Genomic DNA, 18,072 nt, shown 5'->3' with positions numbered 1-18,072 from the left:
TTTAATCAAATAAAGTTGTGAGCTGGCGGCGCATATCATTTTGCCAATACTTCCATGTATGGATACCATCCTCTAATTCATGATAGGTATATGCTGCTCCAGCATTTTCCAATGTCTGATTTAATTTGCGGTTCGGTTCTACAAAGTCAGCTGTATTCCCGTCGCTCATTTTTACTTCTGTTTCCTCTGTACCGATGGTGTGATAAATATCCAGTGTGGACAGGGGCTTTGCCTGCTCCACATGAGCTAACACCTTATCATCCACGTAAGGGGACTGTATTCCTGCTTTATCAAATAGGTCCGGATATTTCATTGCGGTCATCAATGCCAATGTTCCTGCCAGAGAATCGCCAATAATAGAACGTGATTTTTCCTGGTGATTTGCCGGAATCAGTTCATCTAAATATGGCACGACTTCCTGGATGAGAAAATCTGTGTATGCTTCATTCTGCTCGCCGGACGGGTGATATTTTTCTCTGCGGTCATATTTATCTTTGTAATGAATTCCCACAAAAATCACATTATGCATTTCTTTTTCATCATGAAGCTTGTCGCTTAATGTAGCGATTCGTCCCATCTGAAAGTAATCCTTTCCATCCTGCATGATGCAGATTTCATATTTATACGCTGTAGAGAAGACTTCAGGATGATAAATCTGTAATGTCATCGTTTCTCCTAAAAAGGAGCTGTTTATTTCTTTTTCAATCATTTTTCCTTTCCTGCGCAAGCTTCCCACCTCCATTTTTTATAATGAATAATATGTTTTTATCGTATAGAAATAGTTTATCATTGTGTAATGGTGCTGTCACTTGAACGTCCTTTTGAAGCTTATTCTATCGCAGTGTAACACCCTGATTCATTCAACTGATATTTAGTAAGAAAAGCAAAAATCGGCTGAATAAAGTCTCATTTTATTGATAAAGATGATAATATTTCCCTTTCCGTTTCATAAGCTCCTCGTGGCTGCCCTGCTCCATGATATTTCCATCTTCCAGCATGATAATTTTATCTGCCTCCCGAATCGTATTGAGTCTATGGGCGACAACAAAACTTGTGCAATCCTTCATCAGGCGTTTTAATGCTTCTTGAATGTGCAGCTCTGTTACGGTGTCAATATTACTGGTCGCCTCATCAAGGATTAAAATTTTCGGATTTGCTAATAATGCGCGGGCGATGGTCAACAGCTGTTTTTGTCCCTGACTAATGCCGCTTCCGTCCTGATCCAACACGGTGTCGTATCTATCCTGCAAAGACATGATAAAGTCATGAGCATTCGCATTCTTCGCAGCCTGTTCTACTTCTTTATCCGTCGCATCTAAGTTGCCGTAACGGATGTTTTCCCGAATCGTTCCGTGAAATAAGAATGTATCCTGTAAAACAAAAGCCATATGCTTTCGCAGGCTGGTCCGTTTTATTTTTTTAATATCGATACCATCCAATGTAATCTGTCCGCTATCATAATTATAAAAACGGGAAATCAGATTAATAATGGTAGTTTTCCCGGCGCCGGTGTGGCCTACAAATGCAATTGTTTCTCCGGGCATTGCTTCCAAGCTGATATCATTTAGAATGTCTGCTGATTCGTAACCGAAGCCGACATGGCCAAAAACAAGATGTCCCTTTGTATCTGGAAGCTCTATTGCCCCGTCCTCGTCAACTTCCTCTTGGGTTTCATCCATTACCTGAAATACTCTTTCTGCACCCGCGATAGCGGATAGCAGCAAGTTGAATTGGTTTGATAATTCATTTAAAGGTCTGGTGAATTGTCGGGCATATTCAGTAAAGATAACAATCGTTCCGACAGTAACCAGTGCTCCGTTTGACGTGATAACTAGCACACCGCCGACAAAGGCGATCATCGCAAAGCTTAAAAAATTCAAGGTATTCATGATTTTTGGGATGAACCCTGAGATGGTCAAAGCCCAAAAACCAGTATTCTGCAAGGATTTATTTCTTCGCTCAAACTGGTCTTTTACATAATCCTCCTGTGAATACGTCTTCACAACATGCTGACCGGAAACGATTTCTTCTACATAGCCATTAACATCTCCCAAATCCCGCTGCTGTAATTTATAAAGAGGTCCGGTTCTTCTGGTAATCCAGCGCATCGCGAAAAACATGGCTGGAATAATCGACATCGTAACAACTGTCAGGATAGGACTCAGATAGAGCATAATACTGACTGTACCGATTAAAGTAAGCACACTGGCGAAAATTTGAATCACTGATTGGTTCAGGGTGTTATTGATATTATCGATATCATTGGTTAGCCGGCTCATCAACTCCCCATGCTGACGCTGGTCAAAGTAGGAGATAGGGAGGCGGTGAAATTGTTCAAATAAATTTTTCTCAGCGTATATACGGTTTGCTGTGCAATATCTATCATCCAATAGTTTTGAAGAAAGAGCGATAAGGAATGGATCATGTAGACGATAACCAATCCTAAAAGCAGCAGACCAAGTCCGTTTAGCTGCCCGACTGCAATAAAATGGTCAATAGACATTCCGACTAGAAAGGGACCCAATAGAGCAAATAATGAACTGATAACGACCATGAAAATAACAAGAAATAATTTCCCTTTTTCCATTTTTAAATAGTTCCAGATCCGTTTTAAGGCAGCTCCCATGTTTTCTGCTTTTTTTGAAGCACCTGTATCCACAGTTGATACATCAATTCGTTTATATTGAAAAGCAGCTTTTAAAGAATTATTTCGCATGGAGAACCTCCTTTTCCTGCTGTGATTCTGCGACAGCCCGGTATAATTCAGAGCGGTCGAGCAGCTCATTATGCGTACCGATATCCAGAATTTTTCCTTGGTCTAGCAGAAGTATCCGGTCGGACGTTTTAGCAGTAGCTATTTTTTGTGTGATTAGAAGAACTGTATACGGATAATAATTCAACGCTTGCAGAAAACGTGCTTCAGTAGCTAAATCAAGTGCACTTGTACTGTCATCGAGCATTAACATCTCCGGCTTGCGAATAAGGGCGCGGGCAATAGAGATGCGTTGTTTTTGTCCGCCAGAGAGATTTACTCCTTTCTGACCGACTCGGGTTTCATATTGATGTTCCAGCTGTTGAATCGTATCATGGATCTGTGCATCCTTCGCTGCTTGAATCACTTCATCCATTGTTGCGTCTTTTTTTCCAAAAGCGATATTATCAAAAATAGAGCCGGTAAATAAAAGCGGTGTCTGCGGAACGTAACCGATACCATCCCGTAAAGCCTTGAAGGAATAGTCCGTTAAAAGTATATCATCTACGTAAATATTTCCTTTAGAAGGCTCGTAAAGGCGGGGTATCAACTGGAATAAAGAAGTCTTCCCGGACCCTGTTGCTCCGATAATCGCCAGTCGTTCACCAGCATTTACGGAGAATGAAATATCTGATAGTGTTTCCTTAAATGCGTCCGGATAACGGAAAGAGACATTCTCAAATACGAGGCGGCCTTTCGACAAAGAAAAAACCGCCTGTTTTAACTCCTCTTGTTCTCCATCTTCCTCTGTGAGCACCTCGCTGATTCGCTCGGCAGACGCCTTTGTTCTGGAAAGTATCATGATAATAAAAGAAAACATAGAAATGGCCATCGCTACACGAAGCGCATAATTGATCATCGTAACAACTTCACCAATATTTGCCTGCCCGTTAACAGTTTGGATGCTTCCGAACCAGATAATAAAAATTAAACTTAAATTCATAACAAACAATAAAACGGGACCGGATGATTCCACAATTCGAAAGGTTTTTCGGGTCGTCACAGCAAGTGTCCGGTTGGCGTCATCAAATCGGTTTTCTTCTGTGCTGCGGCGGGTAAAGGCTTTGATGAGTCTCATACCGGCAAGGTTTTCCTGCATGACACGATTGACATCGTCTACATTGCTCTGTACCTGTTTAAATAATTTGCTTGAAATTTTTAATATCCATAAAAGAAATAAAATGAGAAGCGGCACAGTGACTAAAAAAATCAATGCCAGCTGCGCATTGACTACAAAAGCCATGATAACACCGCCAAGGACAGTCAATGGTGCTTTTGCCATAATACGAAGCACCATGAAAACGGTATTCTGAATCTGGCGGATATCATTTGTAAACCGCGTAACCAGAGAAGATGTAGGGTATTTATTTAATTTTGCATAGGTGAAGCTCTGAATTTTGGAAAATAGTTCCTCCCGCAAATCATAAGCATAGGAAAAGCTGACATGAGAGGACAGAAAAGAATTTAGAACGCCTGCAAGAAAGGATAAAAGAGCCAGGCCAATCATAATCGAACCCCAAAATGCAATATTTTGGATATCCTGATTTACTACCCCTTGATTAATCATCAGTCCCAAGAAGAGGGGAAGCAACAGCTCTACTGTAAGCTCGATAAGCATTAATGAGAATGCAATTATTGAAGGAAATGTATAAGGTCTTAAATAGGAAAACACCTTTCGCAAATCAACCACCCGCCAACTAAAAGAGTAAAAGTATTCAGAAATTAAAATGGAAATAAATTGTTTACTATATTATAGAATGAATGGTGATAAATAAGCCAGTATTTGGTTCGGTTTACGAAGTGATGATGGGGGGGAGTTATAACCCTGTAAAATCTACAATAATAACTATATAAATTGAAATTAATAGCTACCGCTACAACGGGTTTCATGGGGTGAGTAATCGCAACCCTAGAAAAACACTCCGCTTTCCGTGGGCCCCGAGCTCATCTCCTTTAAAGAAGACTTGCTGATTGGCAAGCCGTTAGGCGCAGACAGAAGCAAAGTCGCACTTATGCCCCGCGGGTAGAAAAAAAGAAGTTCGCTTTTTTTCTGCGGGGTCTTCCCTCCGCGCTTTCCCACGACGGACAGGACGTCCTAGTGTCGGTCGTTGGTCACAGGACGTGACCGTTCTTAGCTGACCAGGAGTCTCTGTGTTTTTCTTCTGGGACTGCGGTTACTCGCCCCACCGAAAACCATTGCGATTACTCGCCCCATCAAAAACCATCGCTAGTTACTGTTTTCAATCATTATTTCGTCGTTTTTATAAGAAAAATAAAGTGTAATTTCTTACTTCAATTTATATAGATAGTATGTAAAAAGGAAAACGAGCATGAGTAAAAATAAAAATAGCAACTCCTAAATGGTTAGAAGTCGCTATTTATTAATGAATGATTCCGATTGGACTCGAACCAACGACTTCCACCCTGTCAAGGTGGCGCTCTCCCAGCTGAGCTACGGAATCGTATGTAAGTACAAATTATATTATACAGCCAAATGAAGCAGAAGACAAGCTAATAAATATTTATTTCGTTCTAATTGAATCGCATCGAAAAATGAGTTTTTGATGACTGCTTTATTTTAATAGACTATTCTCTATGCTTTTGTCCGCCTGTTAAAGTGGAATAAATGAGGGACAATACATCTTAGGAATAGATAAATTTAAAATCATAAGAATATTTAATAACTTTCCTTCAATTCTTCCTTCCTGTAAAATGAAATAGATTACATTATATTTAATTTGAAAGAGAGAGGAAATATAAAATGCTAGAAAAATTAAAAGCCTATCGATTTCCACTTATTCTTTTAGCTTCTATTATTATTGGAGCGATAATTGGATTGATTTTTGGAGATGATGCAACTGTTATCAAACCTTTTGGGGATTTATTTATTAATTTATTATTTATGATTGTTATCCCGCTTGTATTTTTCTCTATTTCGTCAGCGATTGCCGGCATGGATAGCATGAAGCGGCTTGGGAAAATCATGGGGTCGATGATTACCGTATTTGTCGTAACCGGGGTGATTGCTTCTGTAGTGATGCTTATTGCTACTGTTATATTCCAGCCGGGCTCAGGTGTCGATATCCCTTTAAGTACTCCTGAAAATATAGAAGAACAGAGTTTAGGGGATCAATTAGTCAATACATTTACAGTACCTGATTTTGTTGATTTATTTTCAAGAGATAATATGATGGCCCTTATTGTGATGTCCATCCTGGTCGGTGTTGCAACTGGATTGGCAGGAGAGAAGGGGAGACCGTTTGGAAGATTGCTAACGAGTGCTTCCGATGTGTTTATGAAGTTAATTAAACTCATTATGTATTATGCTCCGATTGGGCTCGGCGCGTACTTTGCATCCTTAGTAGGGGAATTTGGTACAGCGTTGATTGGTGATTATGCCAGGGCAGTGATTGTCTATTACCCTGTGGCTGTATTGTATTTTGCGATTGGTTTTACATTATATGCCTTCCTTGCTGGCGGAAAAAAAGGAGTCAGCCGCTTTTGGAAAAATATACTTGGACCGGCTGCAACCTCACTGGGGACTGGAAGCAGTGTTGCAACAATCCCGGTTAACCTGCAGGCGGCAGAACGGATTGGTGTTCCGAAAGATATTCGTGAGACCATTATGCCGCTTGGAGCCACCATTCATATGGATGGTTCCTGTTTATCTGCTATGTTAAAAATCGCCTTTATCTTTGGGGTATTTAATCAGGATTTCACTGGAATCGATACATTTTTAACTGCCATTGGTATTTGTTTATTATCTGGTATCGTGATGAGTGGAATTCCGGGAGGCGGCTTTACAGGGGAGTTAATGATTATCACATTGTATGGCTTTCCGATTGAGGCCCTGCCAATCATCACAGCTATCGGAGTGGTTGTTGACCCGCCGGCTACAATGGTGAATTCTACTGGTGATACGGTGTCGAGTATGGTTGTGGCAAGACATATCGAAGGGAAAGACTGGATGGAGAAAGCAGATGCCGCCAGGACTTAATTTATAAAATGCAAAGGTGCTGTGTCCCGGTAAGTTTGGGGCACAGCACCTTTTTTAAATTATTTAGTTTAGAAATATATTATTCGTGGAACACAAATAATATAAATAAATTGTTAGATTTCGTAGGAGGTATATTAACATGAGTGATGGTTTTAAAGATAAAATTAAAGGTGCAGGAGATAAAATAAAAGGTGAAGCAAAAGAAGCGTACGGCAAAGCAACAGATAACCCGAAAAAGCAAGCGGAAGGAAAAGCTGATAAAGCAAAGGGTGCCGCAAAAGATAAAAAAGGCGAAATAAAAGATGAGCTGAACAGTTCGAATGAAAATGATACAAAATAAAAGGCTGTTTTAACGGCAATAACATTTTGAAAATCGTTAGGTCGGCTTTTGCCTAAATATAAAAACCCCAGATACCTTGATAAGCAAGGAATCTGGGGTTTTTTGAACAGGCTTCACGCTATTAATGAGAGTAGAAATGAATGGAATATAACAGCCTTGATATAGCAAGGTTTGAATGGTCATTTTGTAAAGAGTAAGAAAGTATATAAAAAATGCTGAATATAGCCGCTCCAACGGAAAAAGCAACAGGTAGACCTGAGCAGGAAGCGGTTTTCTTACCGTGAGGCTGAACGTTGCCCGCGGAAAGCGACTTCCCGTAGCGGACATCCGGACATCGCTTCGGCGAGGACACCTGTGATTTAAAGACCAAGCGGTGTTCTTGGTTTTTCTAAAACCCGCCGAAAAAGCAGGCGAAACTGCATTCATGGATACTCCAAACTGATTAACCTGAACCAGATTGTGGTTCTTAAGATTAATAAAATAATTTTCATTTTATAAAAATAGCCCTTCACAGAGCGTGAGAGGCCTTATCAATTAAATTTACTGTTTTTCCATGTTATTAAACTCTGAAGTGTCGCGAATTGACCAACTAATTATTCCTGGTCCAGCCACAGGCTCAGAATAGATGATTTTCTTTCTGGAAATATTTTTAAAATATTCATTAGCTTCTTTTTGAGAATTAGCGACTACTGTATGTTGCGCCCCGTTCGTATAAATATCAAATGCTTCCATTTTAAAATCCCTCCAAGTTATTAAACGTATTATTCTTTCTCATGTTTAAAAACCAGTATTGCCAATCTATCTATATATTAAACAATCAATAAGGACTTTTTAAATAAAAAAGCCCTCATATTGAAAGGTTAAGCTTCCTGCTCACGCATTTTTTCTAACTAAAAAGCCACCGAAAATACAGTTCTTCAACCTATTGCAAAATGTATAAAAAAAAAGCCTTGAAACATTGATTTAACAACATTTCCAAGGCTTTTCTTGTATTTAAATTCAGTTCAACCCGATTAACGAGAGTAGAATTCAACAATAAGCTGTTCGTTAATCTCAGCTGGAAGTTCAGAACGCTCAGGGAAACGAGCATACGTACCTTCTTTTTTCTCCGCATCAAAAGTAGTATATTCTGGTACGAAGTTGTTCACTTCAATCGCTTCTGTAACGATATCTAGTTTTTGAGATTTTTCACGAAGAGCAATTGCTTGACCTGGTTTTACAGAGTAAGATGGGATATCTACGCGAACGCCATCTACTGTAACGTGACCATGGTTAACCAATTGGCGAGCTTGTTTACGTGTGCGAGCAAGACCTAAACGGTAAACAAGGTTATCAAGACGAGATTCAAGAAGAATCATGAAGTTTTCACCATGGATACCTTTCATGTTACCAGCTTTATTGAACAGGTTACGGAATTGACGTTCGTTCAATCCGTACATGAAGCGTAGTTTTTGCTTCTCTTGCATTTGCAAGCCGTATTCAGATAGTTTTCTGCGTGAGTTCGGTCCATGTTGACCAGGAGCGTAAGGGCGTTTATCTAATTCCTTACCAGTTCCAGTTAATGAAATGCCAAGACGACGTGATTTCTTCCATACTGATCCAGTATAACGTGACATAGGACATTTCCTCCTTTATGTTTTATTTGCATAAAATAAAACGCGCGTGATCGTTCCGTTGTTCATTATGTTTTCATGTACCATCGCTCCAGCAGCAGAGAGTTACACGATACACCTTTATAAGCTGAAACTTACAAAGGAACAAAATGAGTGCAAGCGTCGACTCACTTAGGCCACTTTATTATTTTACACAAATTATAGTATATAATTTACATATACGCTTGTCAACATAAAATTAACATAGAGTTAAATAAATCAGGCTAAATTAGAGTGAAATTAACAAAATGTTAAGTTAGAATATTTTTTTCTCTAAGAGCAAAAATGATTTATTATGCATTCGAATCCGTTATAATGAATATATCTACAGTTACCATTTATAGTGAAAAAGGACGTTTATAAATGTTTCTCAAGCTGTGCAACAAATTTTTCTAAATTATCTTGATCGATTGCATCGAATCTGTCATAAATCGGACTGTCGATATCCAAAACACCGATAATTTCCTTATTGCGGGAAATAGGAATAACAATTTCGGACTTTGAAGCTCCGTCACAGGCGATATGACCAGGAAATTGATGGACATCTGCTATACGCTGTGTTTTATTTTTAGAAACCGCAGTACCGCAAACTCCTTTTCCAAAAGGGATACGAATGCAGGCAGGAAGTCCTTGAAAGGGGCCGAGCACTAATTCTTCGTTTTCGGTTAAGTAGAATCCAACCCAGTTAACTTCATCTAAAAATTGGTTGAGCAGAGAGGAAGCATTTGCTAATAGCGCGGTTTGATTTGATTCTCCTGTGGATAGTGCGTCCAGTTGTTTAATAAGAAGCTCATAGTCTTTTGTTTTTTCTCCAGAATAATCAAGTTGTTGAAACATGATGTATTACCTCCTAAAAGTTTATAGTAAAAGCGTGACAAATAATGACATATTGAAATTTATTGTCGATAATCGATTAAAGGATTTATCCCTTTCTTTGTCGTATGAATAGAGTAAGGAGTTGAAAAGAATGAAAAATAATATAACGAAGCAAAAAGTAGTTGATGCTGCTTCCTCCCTATTCTTTCAAAAAGGATTCCATGGCACTTCTGTGCGCGATATTGCAGAGCGGGCCTCTGTGAATGTTTCCTTGATCAGCTATTATTTTAAAGGGAAGCAGGGCCTTTTAGAATATGCTGTAACAAACTATTATGAAGCATATTTAGAAAAAATAGAAGAATCACTGGAAAAAACAGAAGCTGATGCTGCAATCTATCGATTAAATGAATTAATTTTTACAATTATACATTATAAGCAAATGCATCATCAATTAACATGTTTTATTCAGCGCGAATTATCTCTTGATTCCGTGTTTGTCAGAGAAATGACCGTCACCTATCTGGCGAAAGAAAACTATTATTTAAAAGCGCTGTTTCAGGAAACAATTGGTAAAAGCGTCGGACAGGAAGAGAAGCACTATTTATTTATGCAGCTGAAGGGGATGCTGATTACCCCTTATATTTTGCATTCAGATTGGAAGGACCAAATTGTAGGGGAATTTGCTCATGAACAATTTGTTAAAAAGTATACAAAAAGTATACAAAAATGGATACAGTTTAATACGGACGTGAGGATAGGAGGGGAGATTCAATAATAAAAAATATGTCTTTTTCTCCGTATTACAATAAAAAGTTGTTGAATCGATAAGAAAAATGTATTTTCTTTAGCCAAAAGGGCGGAATACATGATATTATAAAGGATATATTATTGTGATTTTTATAATTGTTGATATATTTATATAGAGGTTTATTGGTTGGGAGGCAAAGTATGGCTGTCGTAGTAGGGATTATTTTAGCGATTATTGTATGTTTAACCGTTGCTTTAATTGTAAGAAAACGAGTTTACGATCATGTGGACCATATAGAAAAATGGAAATTAGATATCACGGATAGAGATGTAGCAAAACAGATTGGGCAGATTAAAGCATTGAATCTTTCTGGAGAGACCTTAGAGAAATTTGAAGCCTGGAAAGAAGAATGGGAAAAAATCGTAACAAAATCCTTGCCTGACGTAGAAAAATATCTTGTGAATGCAGAGGAAGCAGCTGACCGTTTTCTTGTGCCGAAAGCAAACAAGATTTTAAAAGAGGCGGAAAGTCATCTGGGGAAAACAGAAGAAGAAATAAAAGAAATTATTGCAGAGTTAGAGGAATTACTTCGTGCAGAGGCAAATGGACGTGAAAGCGCGGAGGAATTAAAGCCTAGAATCAAAGGATTAAGAAGCATGCTTTCCCAATCCAGATACCAGTATGGCAAGGCTGAAAAGGAATTTGATAAAGAAATTGATGCATTGGAACTGATGCTGGAGCAGTACGATGAATTTGTGAATGATGGTGATTATTTAAAAGCAGATGAAAGCATTCAAGAGCTAAAGGAAAGTACTCAAACGGTAGAGAATAAATTAGAATTATTCCCTGATTTGCTCAAACAAGTAAAGCAGGATATGCCGTCACAATTAACAAATCTTTCCGCCGGTATGAAAGAGATGAAGGAAAATGGATACCGGATTAAACACTTAGGTTTTGAAAAAGAAATTATTACATATCAGGAACAATTGAGAAATCTGGAATCTCAGCTGGAAACAGCAGATATAACAGAAGTTGAAGAGCAGCTTCAGCAAATGGAGACCCGTATTTCAGAAATGTACGAAGCGCTGGAAGGGGAAGCAATTGCTAAAAATTATATAGAGAAGAAAGCTCCGGAGTATGAAGATTCAGTAAAACAAATAAGTGCTACGTATGAAGCAGCAACACTGGAAATTGAAGAAATCCAAAAAGCTTACCACGTAGAAGACGATGATATGGAACGTTTCCAAACCATGGGTAAAGCGATCAAGGCTTTGAAAAATCATGTAGAAACAATAGAGCAGAGTATAGATGATGACAAACAATCTCATTCTGAATTGAAAAAAGGAATTGAAGAAGGCTTTAAGAAGATTGAAGAGCTGGAAGAGGAACATGAATCGTTTAAAAAGTCTATCGTAAATTTACGGAAAGATGAACTGGAAGCAAGAGACAAGCTGGAAGAAATGCACGGCCAGCTTGCAGAGTTGAATCGAAAGCTGAAAAAGAGTAATATACCAGGAGTGCCAAGTTATATTTGGACGCGTTTTGAAACAGCATTGCAAAAAAACAATAAAGTAATGGAAGCATTAGAAACCTACCCTCTGGATATGAGCAGCGTACAGCACGCATTGACGGAAGCAAAAAGCTCGATTGATCAAGCTTATGAACAGGTGGATATGATGTTGGATCAGGCTTACTTGACGGAGCAGGTGATTCAATATGCAAACCGCTACAGAAGCCAAAATTCAGAGCTGGATCATAAGCTGAAGGAAGCTGAAAGGCTATTCCGTAATTTTGAATATGAGCTTTCTTTAGAGCATGCCGCCAATGCAGTAGAAGAGGTAGAACCCGGTTCTTTAAAGAAAATAGAAACGTATCAAGAGGAAAGAAACAATTAAAATAACTTTTAACAAATGGTAAGTTCCTTAGATTTTTCCGCTACGATAACATAAGAAATATAAGATGAAGGCTGTCGCTAAGAATGAAATACTTATTGCTTAGGTCAGCCTTACATTTTTGTTTATGCAAAAAGATTTAATGTAAGAAGGTGCAAATATGATATATTTTGATAATAGTGCGACGACGAAGCCGCATTCAGAAGTCGTAGATAGTTTTACAAAAGTGTCCGCTAACTACTTTGCCAACCCCTCATCCATACATCCTTTAGGGGGACAAGTTGAAAAGCTGCTGGAGGCAGCCAGACAGCAGGCAGCGGATTTAATTGATGTGCCGAGAGAAACGATCATCTTTACCTCTGGAGGGACAGAAGGAAATAATACTGCCATCAAAGGAGTTGCCCTGGAGCATCAATCACGCGGCAAACATATTATTACCACTGGAGCAGAGCATCCATCGATTCATGATACTTGCGGGAGTCTGGAAAAACTGGGCTTTGAAATTACCTATTTACCTGTGACAGAAAATGGAACTGTTTCTGCAGCAGATGTAGAAAAAGCCATTAGAAAAGATACCATCCTTGTTACTATGATGCAGGTGAATAATGAAATTGGTTCGATTCAACCGGTTGAAGAAATTGGGACTGTTTTGAAAAAATATCCGAAAGTATTATTTCATGTGGATGCCGTACAGGGTTTAGGGAAGGTTCCTTTGAAACTTACGGGTTCTGGCATTGATATATGTACCTTTTCCGGTCATAAAATTCATGGTCTAAAAGGAACCGGACTTCTGTATGTCAATCATACAGCGAAATTATATCCGCTTTTGCATGGCGGAAGTCAAGAATCGGGTATTCGTTCAGGAACAGAGAATGTAGCAGGCGCTGTTTCCTTTGTAAAAGCATTGCGGTTAATCAAAGAAAAGGAAAGCAGTCAAAAGGATAATGTTTTAAAAAGGCTGCATGATAAGCTTATAAATGAACTTCATCAGATGGAGGATGTAGAAATTAACAGTCCGGAAGATGGTGCGAATCATATTGTTCATTTTTCCGTTCCTGGAATCAAGCCGGAGGTTATTATCCACAGTTTAAGCCAGAAAGAAATATATATTTCAACAAAATCTGCTTGTTCCTCCAGGGATTTAACAGAAAGCCATGTGCTCGTTGCCTGCGGAAAACCAAATGAAGTTGCTTCTTCCGGCTTACGGGTAAGCTTTTCTTATGAGAATACGGAAGCAGAAGCGGCAATTTTTGTAGAGGAATTAAAAAAAGCAATTCAACAATTTAAAGAGGTATTGAGGTAGATAATATGCAATATGATCATATATTAATTCGTTATGGAGAGTTAGCATTAAAAGGAAAAAATGCCAAGCAGTTTATATTAAAGCTTCATGATAATATACACCAGAAGGTAAAAGAGTTTGATGGTGTGAAAGTAATGCGGACACAAGGGAGAATGTTTGTCCTGCTAAATGGCAATCCGCCGGAGCCAATCATTGAAAAACTACAAAACGTTTTTGGCATTCATAGCTTAAGTCTGGCAATTCGTGTAGAAAACGATGTGGAAGAGATAAAAGAAGCGGCTCTCTATGCATTAAAGCGGGAGCCGAATGCGAAAACATTTAAAATGAGCGTTCGCCGAACAAAAAAAGATTTCCCAAAGCATTCGGGAGAAATGAATCATATCCTGGGCAGTCATTTATTAACGAATACGGAGGATATTACCGTAGATGTACATGACCCTGATTTGGAAATTAAAGTAGAGATACGTAAGGAAGCAACCTATATTACGAGCGGAACCATCAAGTGCCGGGGCGGATTGCCAGTCGGAACTTCAGGAAAGTCGCTGCTGCTGCTTTCAGGAGGAATTGACAGCCCGGTGGCCGGATTGTTAGCAATGAAAAGAGGCGTACATTTAGAAGCAATTCATTTTCATTCTCCGCCATTCACCAGTGAACGCGCGAAGCAGAAGGTGCTGGATTTAGCGAAGCAGTTGACGACATATGGGAAATCAATCAAAGTGCATATTGTTCCATTTACCAAATTACAGCAGGAAATTTTTAGAGAGATGCCGAATGATTATGCGATGACTATTATGCGCCGTGTGATGTTTCGTGTCAGTGAGGAGCTTTGCAAGCGCGAAGGAATCTTATCCTTGACTACAGGAGAGAATCTTGGGCAGGTGGCAAGTCAAACCATGGACAGCATGCACACCATTAATGAAGTGACCAATTACCCTATTATCCGCCCATTGATTGCGATGGATAAAGATGAGGTTATTCGAATTGCGCAGGATATCGGCACATATGAAACATCGATATTACCGTATGAAGATTGCTGTACAATCTTTGTGCCGAAATCTCCAAAAACAAAGCCGAAGCGGGATAAAGTGAATTTCTATGAATCGAAATACGATTTTACTCCGTCCATTGAAGAAGCGATAGAGGGAATAGAAACCATAAAAGTAACCGAGAAGACCTTGTTTAATGAGGATTTTACAGACCTTTTCTAAGTAATATCTCAACTTTCGCACCTAAGAATAAGCAAATATATCTTGCTATTCCAGGAGGAACATGTTCTCCATTACCATGCTTGCATTTTAGTGAAATATCCGGCCAACCACTCCGCTTTCCGACGTACAAATGTTTTCGATGGGACGAGTAATCGCAGTCCCAGGACGTGCAAGTGCAGGCGTTGTGACAGGAGTCACGGGCTTAGCCTGCAAACCACTTAGGAGTCTGCGTGGTTGGCCTGTGCTCTGATAGGATTCTGCAGTGAATGAAAGAAATAACATCTCAATGAGTTGGATGAAATAGCAGCTTTCGTCTGAACAACCCAATCATAACAGCATGGATATGAAATAAAGAGGATAGCTTCGATGTACAGAAAGGAATCTTGGTCGAACATTTTACCATACAGCATGAAAAATATGTTCTATCTGATTAAACATCTATTTGGTGAGGTGTTTTCCATGTATAGAATATCCTACTAGCGGAGGAAAAACACCGAGACTCCTATGGGAAAGCGCAATGGTCTTCTGCGGGGCGAGTAATCGCAGTCCCAGTGGGAAGACCCCGCAGAAAAAAGCGAACTTCTTTTTTTGAGGAGGCTGAGCGCAAGCCCATGGAAAGCGTAGTGTTTTTCCGCAGCGGTGCTTTACACTTCACCTTCTATTCTTTGTCAAGGAAGTTATCCAAGGAACAATCAACTCCTGTTTCTATAGAGATAAAGTTACTTTTTAATGTGCGAAAGTTGAGTAATATAAAAAGGACATGCACAAGAAAAAATTACCATAAAAACAAATGCATGTTTCTCCCCTGCTTGGTGCAATCTATAGTTACCAAGGAGGTGAACAACATGGCAAACAATAACTCAAATCAATTAGTTGTTCCAGGAGTGCAACAAGCACTTGATCAAATGAAATACGAAATTGCTCAGGAATTTGGTGTTCAACTTGGTCCTGACTCAACTTCTCGTGCTAACGGATCTGTTGGTGGAGAAATTACGAAAAGATTAGTAACAATGGCTGAGCAACAATTTGGTGGAACTAAATAAATAACATGATTGGCTGGCTGCCTCCGCTGATGCGGGGGCAGCCTTTATATTTGGATCTGATAAAAAACCTGCCGCAGCTTATTAGTGCAGTGCGCGGCAGGTTTTGAATTATTTTATTAAGGAGAATTTCCCCTGGAACTGCAGCTGAGTGAAGTTACGTTTTATAAAAAAGTACGTTGTATACGATTCCAGAAAGTGTTGTTTGACATTCTGACGGTTTTTATAACGGTGTTGTCCATTTCGATGTCTACATGACGAATGCGCTGTACAGGCCATGCTTCATTATCGAGACTGATAATTGGATAATCATTGCCGTCTTGAATGACTTCCAGCTGCAGTCTTCTATTCTGATTTAATATAAAAGAGGATCCTAATGTACGATAATTATTATTATTTAAAGAGGCGACTTCAGAAACTTGAAAGCTTGACAGTAACGGGTCGATAACTGCCCCGTGAGCTGATTTGGAGTAGCCTGTACTACCTGTAGGAGTAGATACTACCATGCCGTCACCCCGGAATGTTTCAAAATGTTCATCGTCTATTTTAACATCGATAACAATCGTTTTAATAATACTGGAGCGCAGAGATACTTCATTTAAGCAATAAAAAGCTTTTTCTCCATTCACACTCACTTTAATTGTTGGAAAACGGCGGACTTCTATTTTATTATTTGTGACCGCATCAATCATTTCTTCAAATCTGGTTATACTAAAATCACAGTATAATCCAATTTGATCCCCATCCGCGATACCTGTATAGATGCAATCCTGGCGGAAACCGGTGCGGCGAACTGCCTGCAAAAAGGTGCCATCTCCGCCAATACTGACAATAATAGACGCATCTTTAGATTCGTTCACGACATTCAAACCATTTTGTTCCGCCAGCGATTTCAGGTGATTTGTTTTTTCGCCTTCCTGTCGAGGGTGGTAATAAAAGAAAATGTTATTTCGATTCTGCATATAATAACCTCCAAACAAAATATAGTGGCACTGTACGCTTCTGTCAGTCTGCTCTATCCATGATATAGAGCCGTCATGTTGTCAGACAGGAACGGATGAGCTGCTTTTTATTTCAAAAGGAAGTGCAAGAGCACCATCCTCCTTTAGAAATAAGCATTTTCTATCTTTATCATAACATTTTCTAACTGGTATTTCTCTTTAGAATATGAACAGATAGTGAATGGTATAGGAAAGGGAACCAATTGAAAATACACATTCAGGAGCGCTGATTATGGATAGTTTATACATTATTTTAATTCTTATCGCAGGAATAGTTTTTTTCATCGCTTTTTTCCTGCAAAGTAAATGGATTATTAAAATTAAATATCAATTTCCGGAAATGCGTGATGCACAGATTTCTGTCTATCTTTATAAATGGTGTGTGATCAGGCAGAAGAATTTACGTATATCAAACCAGGCAGAGATGGAAAAAGGATTTATCCATTTTTATAAGCTGTTGCGGGAGAAAAAGCTTCATGTTTTAAAAGAAATACGATTACAAGCTTTATTAAAGGAATTGCAGGTGCTTGAATTTAAATGGCAGACCAAAGGAGGAACAGGGAATGCCTTTACTACTTCTATCACCAGCGGGACAATGTGGGCTGTAAAAGGGTGGCTGGTCGGTTACCTTTCACAGCACCTTCAGCTTTGCGGGAAACCGCAAATTAATGTTCAGCCGGATTTTCAAAGTGCCCGTCTTGAGACTGCTTTTTCGTGTATGATTTCCTTCCGCTTAGGAAAAACTATTCTAGGAATCATGCGTGTATTGAAAATAAAGGAGGTAAGAAAATGACAGAACATCCAATAGAAGGTTTGATGTCTAGCGCAATGAAAAATATACAAAAGATGGTTGAGGTAAATACAATTGTAGGAGAGCCTTTAAAAGCACCCGATGGGACTGTGATTATTCCTGTTTCCAAGGTTGGTTTTGGTTTTGCGGCGGGCGGAAGCGAATTTATGCCGTCAGAATTAAAGGCAGATGATGTGGAAGAGCACGAAATTCCATTTGGCGGCGGAAGCGGGGGAGGAGTATCGATTACACCGGTTGCTTTTCTCGTATTAAAAGAAGGAAAGATGGATTTGGTTCATATGGATCAGCATACACATCTGTATGAAAAATTAATTGATTTACTGCCAGAGCTGCTGCAGCGATCAAATATGCTGAAAAAAGAAAAAAGTGGCGAAAAGAAAGTAGAGCAGCATCATCATAAAAAAGATGAAAAAGAACGGGTAAAAACTTCAGAGAAGGAGCCTGAAAAGGAAAAGGGAGAATTAGAATCGATTCTTACCCGTTTTGAAATATAGATTGTCTACAATAGCTAT

At 39.1% G+C, this 18,072-nt stretch carries 15 protein-coding genes, 1 tRNA gene and 1 pseudogene; 9 read left to right on the top strand and 8 right to left on the bottom strand.

Annotated elements, in window-relative coordinates; genetic code table 11:
• Nucleotide 1: 1 nt before the first annotated feature.
• The 4 genes and pseudogenes from MKY45_RS16270 to MKY45_RS16255 form a co-directional block, all read right to left on the bottom strand.
• On the bottom strand, nt 2–727 hold the full coding sequence (locus MKY45_RS16270) for an alpha/beta hydrolase (protein WP_341173112.1): 726 nt from the start codon (nt 725–727) through the stop codon (nt 2–4).
• 184 nt (nt 728–911) lie between these two features.
• Nucleotides 912–2,716 (bottom strand): annotated as a pseudogene (locus tag MKY45_RS16265) (ABC transporter ATP-binding protein).
• Nucleotides 2,706–4,433, bottom strand: a complete 1,728-nt coding sequence (locus MKY45_RS16260; RefSeq protein WP_042535404.1) for an ABC transporter ATP-binding protein — start codon at nt 4,431–4,433, stop codon at nt 2,706–2,708. Before MKY45_RS16260 ends, MKY45_RS16265 begins: the two are co-directional and overlap by 11 nt.
• Before the next feature lie 708 nt (nt 4,434–5,141).
• Nucleotides 5,142–5,214: transfer RNA gene (locus MKY45_RS16255), tRNA-Val, on the bottom strand.
• A gap of 299 nt (nt 5,215–5,513) precedes the next feature.
• On the opposite strand from MKY45_RS16255, the gene MKY45_RS16250 reads away from it, so the two are divergent.
• On the top strand, nt 5,514–6,749 hold the full coding sequence (locus tag MKY45_RS16250; RefSeq protein WP_193063234.1) for a dicarboxylate/amino acid:cation symporter: 1,236 nt from the start codon (nt 5,514–5,516) through the stop codon (nt 6,747–6,749).
• A gap of 139 nt (nt 6,750–6,888) precedes the next feature.
• Entirely contained in the window at nt 6,889–7,089 is a 201-nt protein-coding gene (locus tag MKY45_RS16245; protein ID WP_042535399.1) for a CsbD family protein, read from the top strand.
• Nucleotides 7,090–7,629: 540 nt separating this feature from the next.
• Here the strand turns inward: MKY45_RS16245 and MKY45_RS16240 are convergent.
• The 3 genes from MKY45_RS16240 to MKY45_RS16230 form a co-directional block, all read right to left on the bottom strand.
• Entirely contained in the window at nt 7,630–7,821 is a 192-nt protein-coding gene (locus MKY45_RS16240; RefSeq protein WP_042535397.1) for a hypothetical protein, read from the bottom strand.
• 281 nt (nt 7,822–8,102) lie between these two features.
• Nucleotides 8,103–8,705, bottom strand: a complete 603-nt coding sequence (gene rpsD / locus MKY45_RS16235; protein WP_042535395.1) for a 30S ribosomal protein S4 — start codon at nt 8,703–8,705, stop codon at nt 8,103–8,105.
• Between the two features lie 393 nt (nt 8,706–9,098).
• On the bottom strand, nt 9,099–9,578 hold the full coding sequence (locus MKY45_RS16230; RefSeq protein WP_193063236.1) for a GAF domain-containing protein: 480 nt from the start codon (nt 9,576–9,578) through the stop codon (nt 9,099–9,101).
• Between the two features lie 130 nt (nt 9,579–9,708).
• Here MKY45_RS16230 and refZ point away from each other — a divergent pair, with 130 nt between their 5' ends.
• The 5 genes from refZ (at nt 9,709) to MKY45_RS16205 (ending at nt 15,751) form a co-directional block, all read left to right on the top strand.
• Entirely contained in the window at nt 9,709–10,332 is a 624-nt protein-coding gene (refZ, locus tag MKY45_RS16225; RefSeq protein WP_042535390.1) for a forespore capture DNA-binding protein RefZ, read from the top strand.
• Between the two features lie 173 nt (nt 10,333–10,505).
• Nucleotides 10,506–12,200, top strand: a complete 1,695-nt coding sequence (ezrA, locus tag MKY45_RS16220; RefSeq protein ID WP_341173111.1) for a septation ring formation regulator EzrA — start codon at nt 10,506–10,508, stop codon at nt 12,198–12,200.
• 157 nt (nt 12,201–12,357) lie between these two features.
• Nucleotides 12,358–13,500, top strand: coding sequence for a cysteine desulfurase family protein (locus tag MKY45_RS16215; RefSeq protein ID WP_042535386.1), 1,143 nt, complete (start codon nt 12,358–12,360; stop codon nt 13,498–13,500).
• A gap of 5 nt (nt 13,501–13,505) precedes the next feature.
• Nucleotides 13,506–14,708: a tRNA uracil 4-sulfurtransferase ThiI gene (thiI, locus tag MKY45_RS16210; RefSeq protein WP_042535385.1), complete on the top strand. Its 1,203-nt coding sequence runs from the start codon at nt 13,506–13,508 to the stop codon at nt 14,706–14,708.
• Nucleotides 14,709–15,553: 845 nt separating this feature from the next.
• Nucleotides 15,554–15,751, top strand: a complete 198-nt coding sequence (locus MKY45_RS16205) for an alpha/beta-type small acid-soluble spore protein (protein WP_040979745.1) — start codon at nt 15,554–15,556, stop codon at nt 15,749–15,751.
• A 161-nt stretch (nt 15,752–15,912) separates the two neighbouring features.
• On the opposite strand, the gene MKY45_RS16200 is transcribed toward MKY45_RS16205, so the two are convergent.
• Nucleotides 15,913–16,710, bottom strand: a complete 798-nt coding sequence (locus MKY45_RS16200; RefSeq protein WP_042535382.1) for an NAD kinase — start codon at nt 16,708–16,710, stop codon at nt 15,913–15,915.
• 271 nt (nt 16,711–16,981) lie between these two features.
• Here MKY45_RS16200 and MKY45_RS16195 point away from each other — a divergent pair, with 271 nt between their 5' ends.
• Entirely contained in the window at nt 16,982–17,542 is a 561-nt protein-coding gene (locus MKY45_RS16195; RefSeq protein WP_042535380.1) for a DUF2953 domain-containing protein, read from the top strand.
• Nucleotides 17,539–18,054, top strand: a complete 516-nt coding sequence (gene ytfJ / locus MKY45_RS16190; RefSeq protein WP_042535378.1) for a GerW family sporulation protein — start codon at nt 17,539–17,541, stop codon at nt 18,052–18,054. Before MKY45_RS16195 ends, ytfJ begins: the two co-directional genes overlap by 4 nt.
• The last annotated feature ends 18 nt before the right edge of the window (nt 18,055–18,072 follow it).

Source organism: Oceanobacillus sp. FSL K6-0251 (assembly GCF_038004725.1).
Lineage (GTDB): Bacteria > Bacillota > Bacilli > Bacillales > Amphibacillaceae > Oceanobacillus > Oceanobacillus oncorhynchi.
Note: the sequence above shows the minus strand (reverse complement) of the source record. Positions and strands in the feature narration are given on the sequence as shown.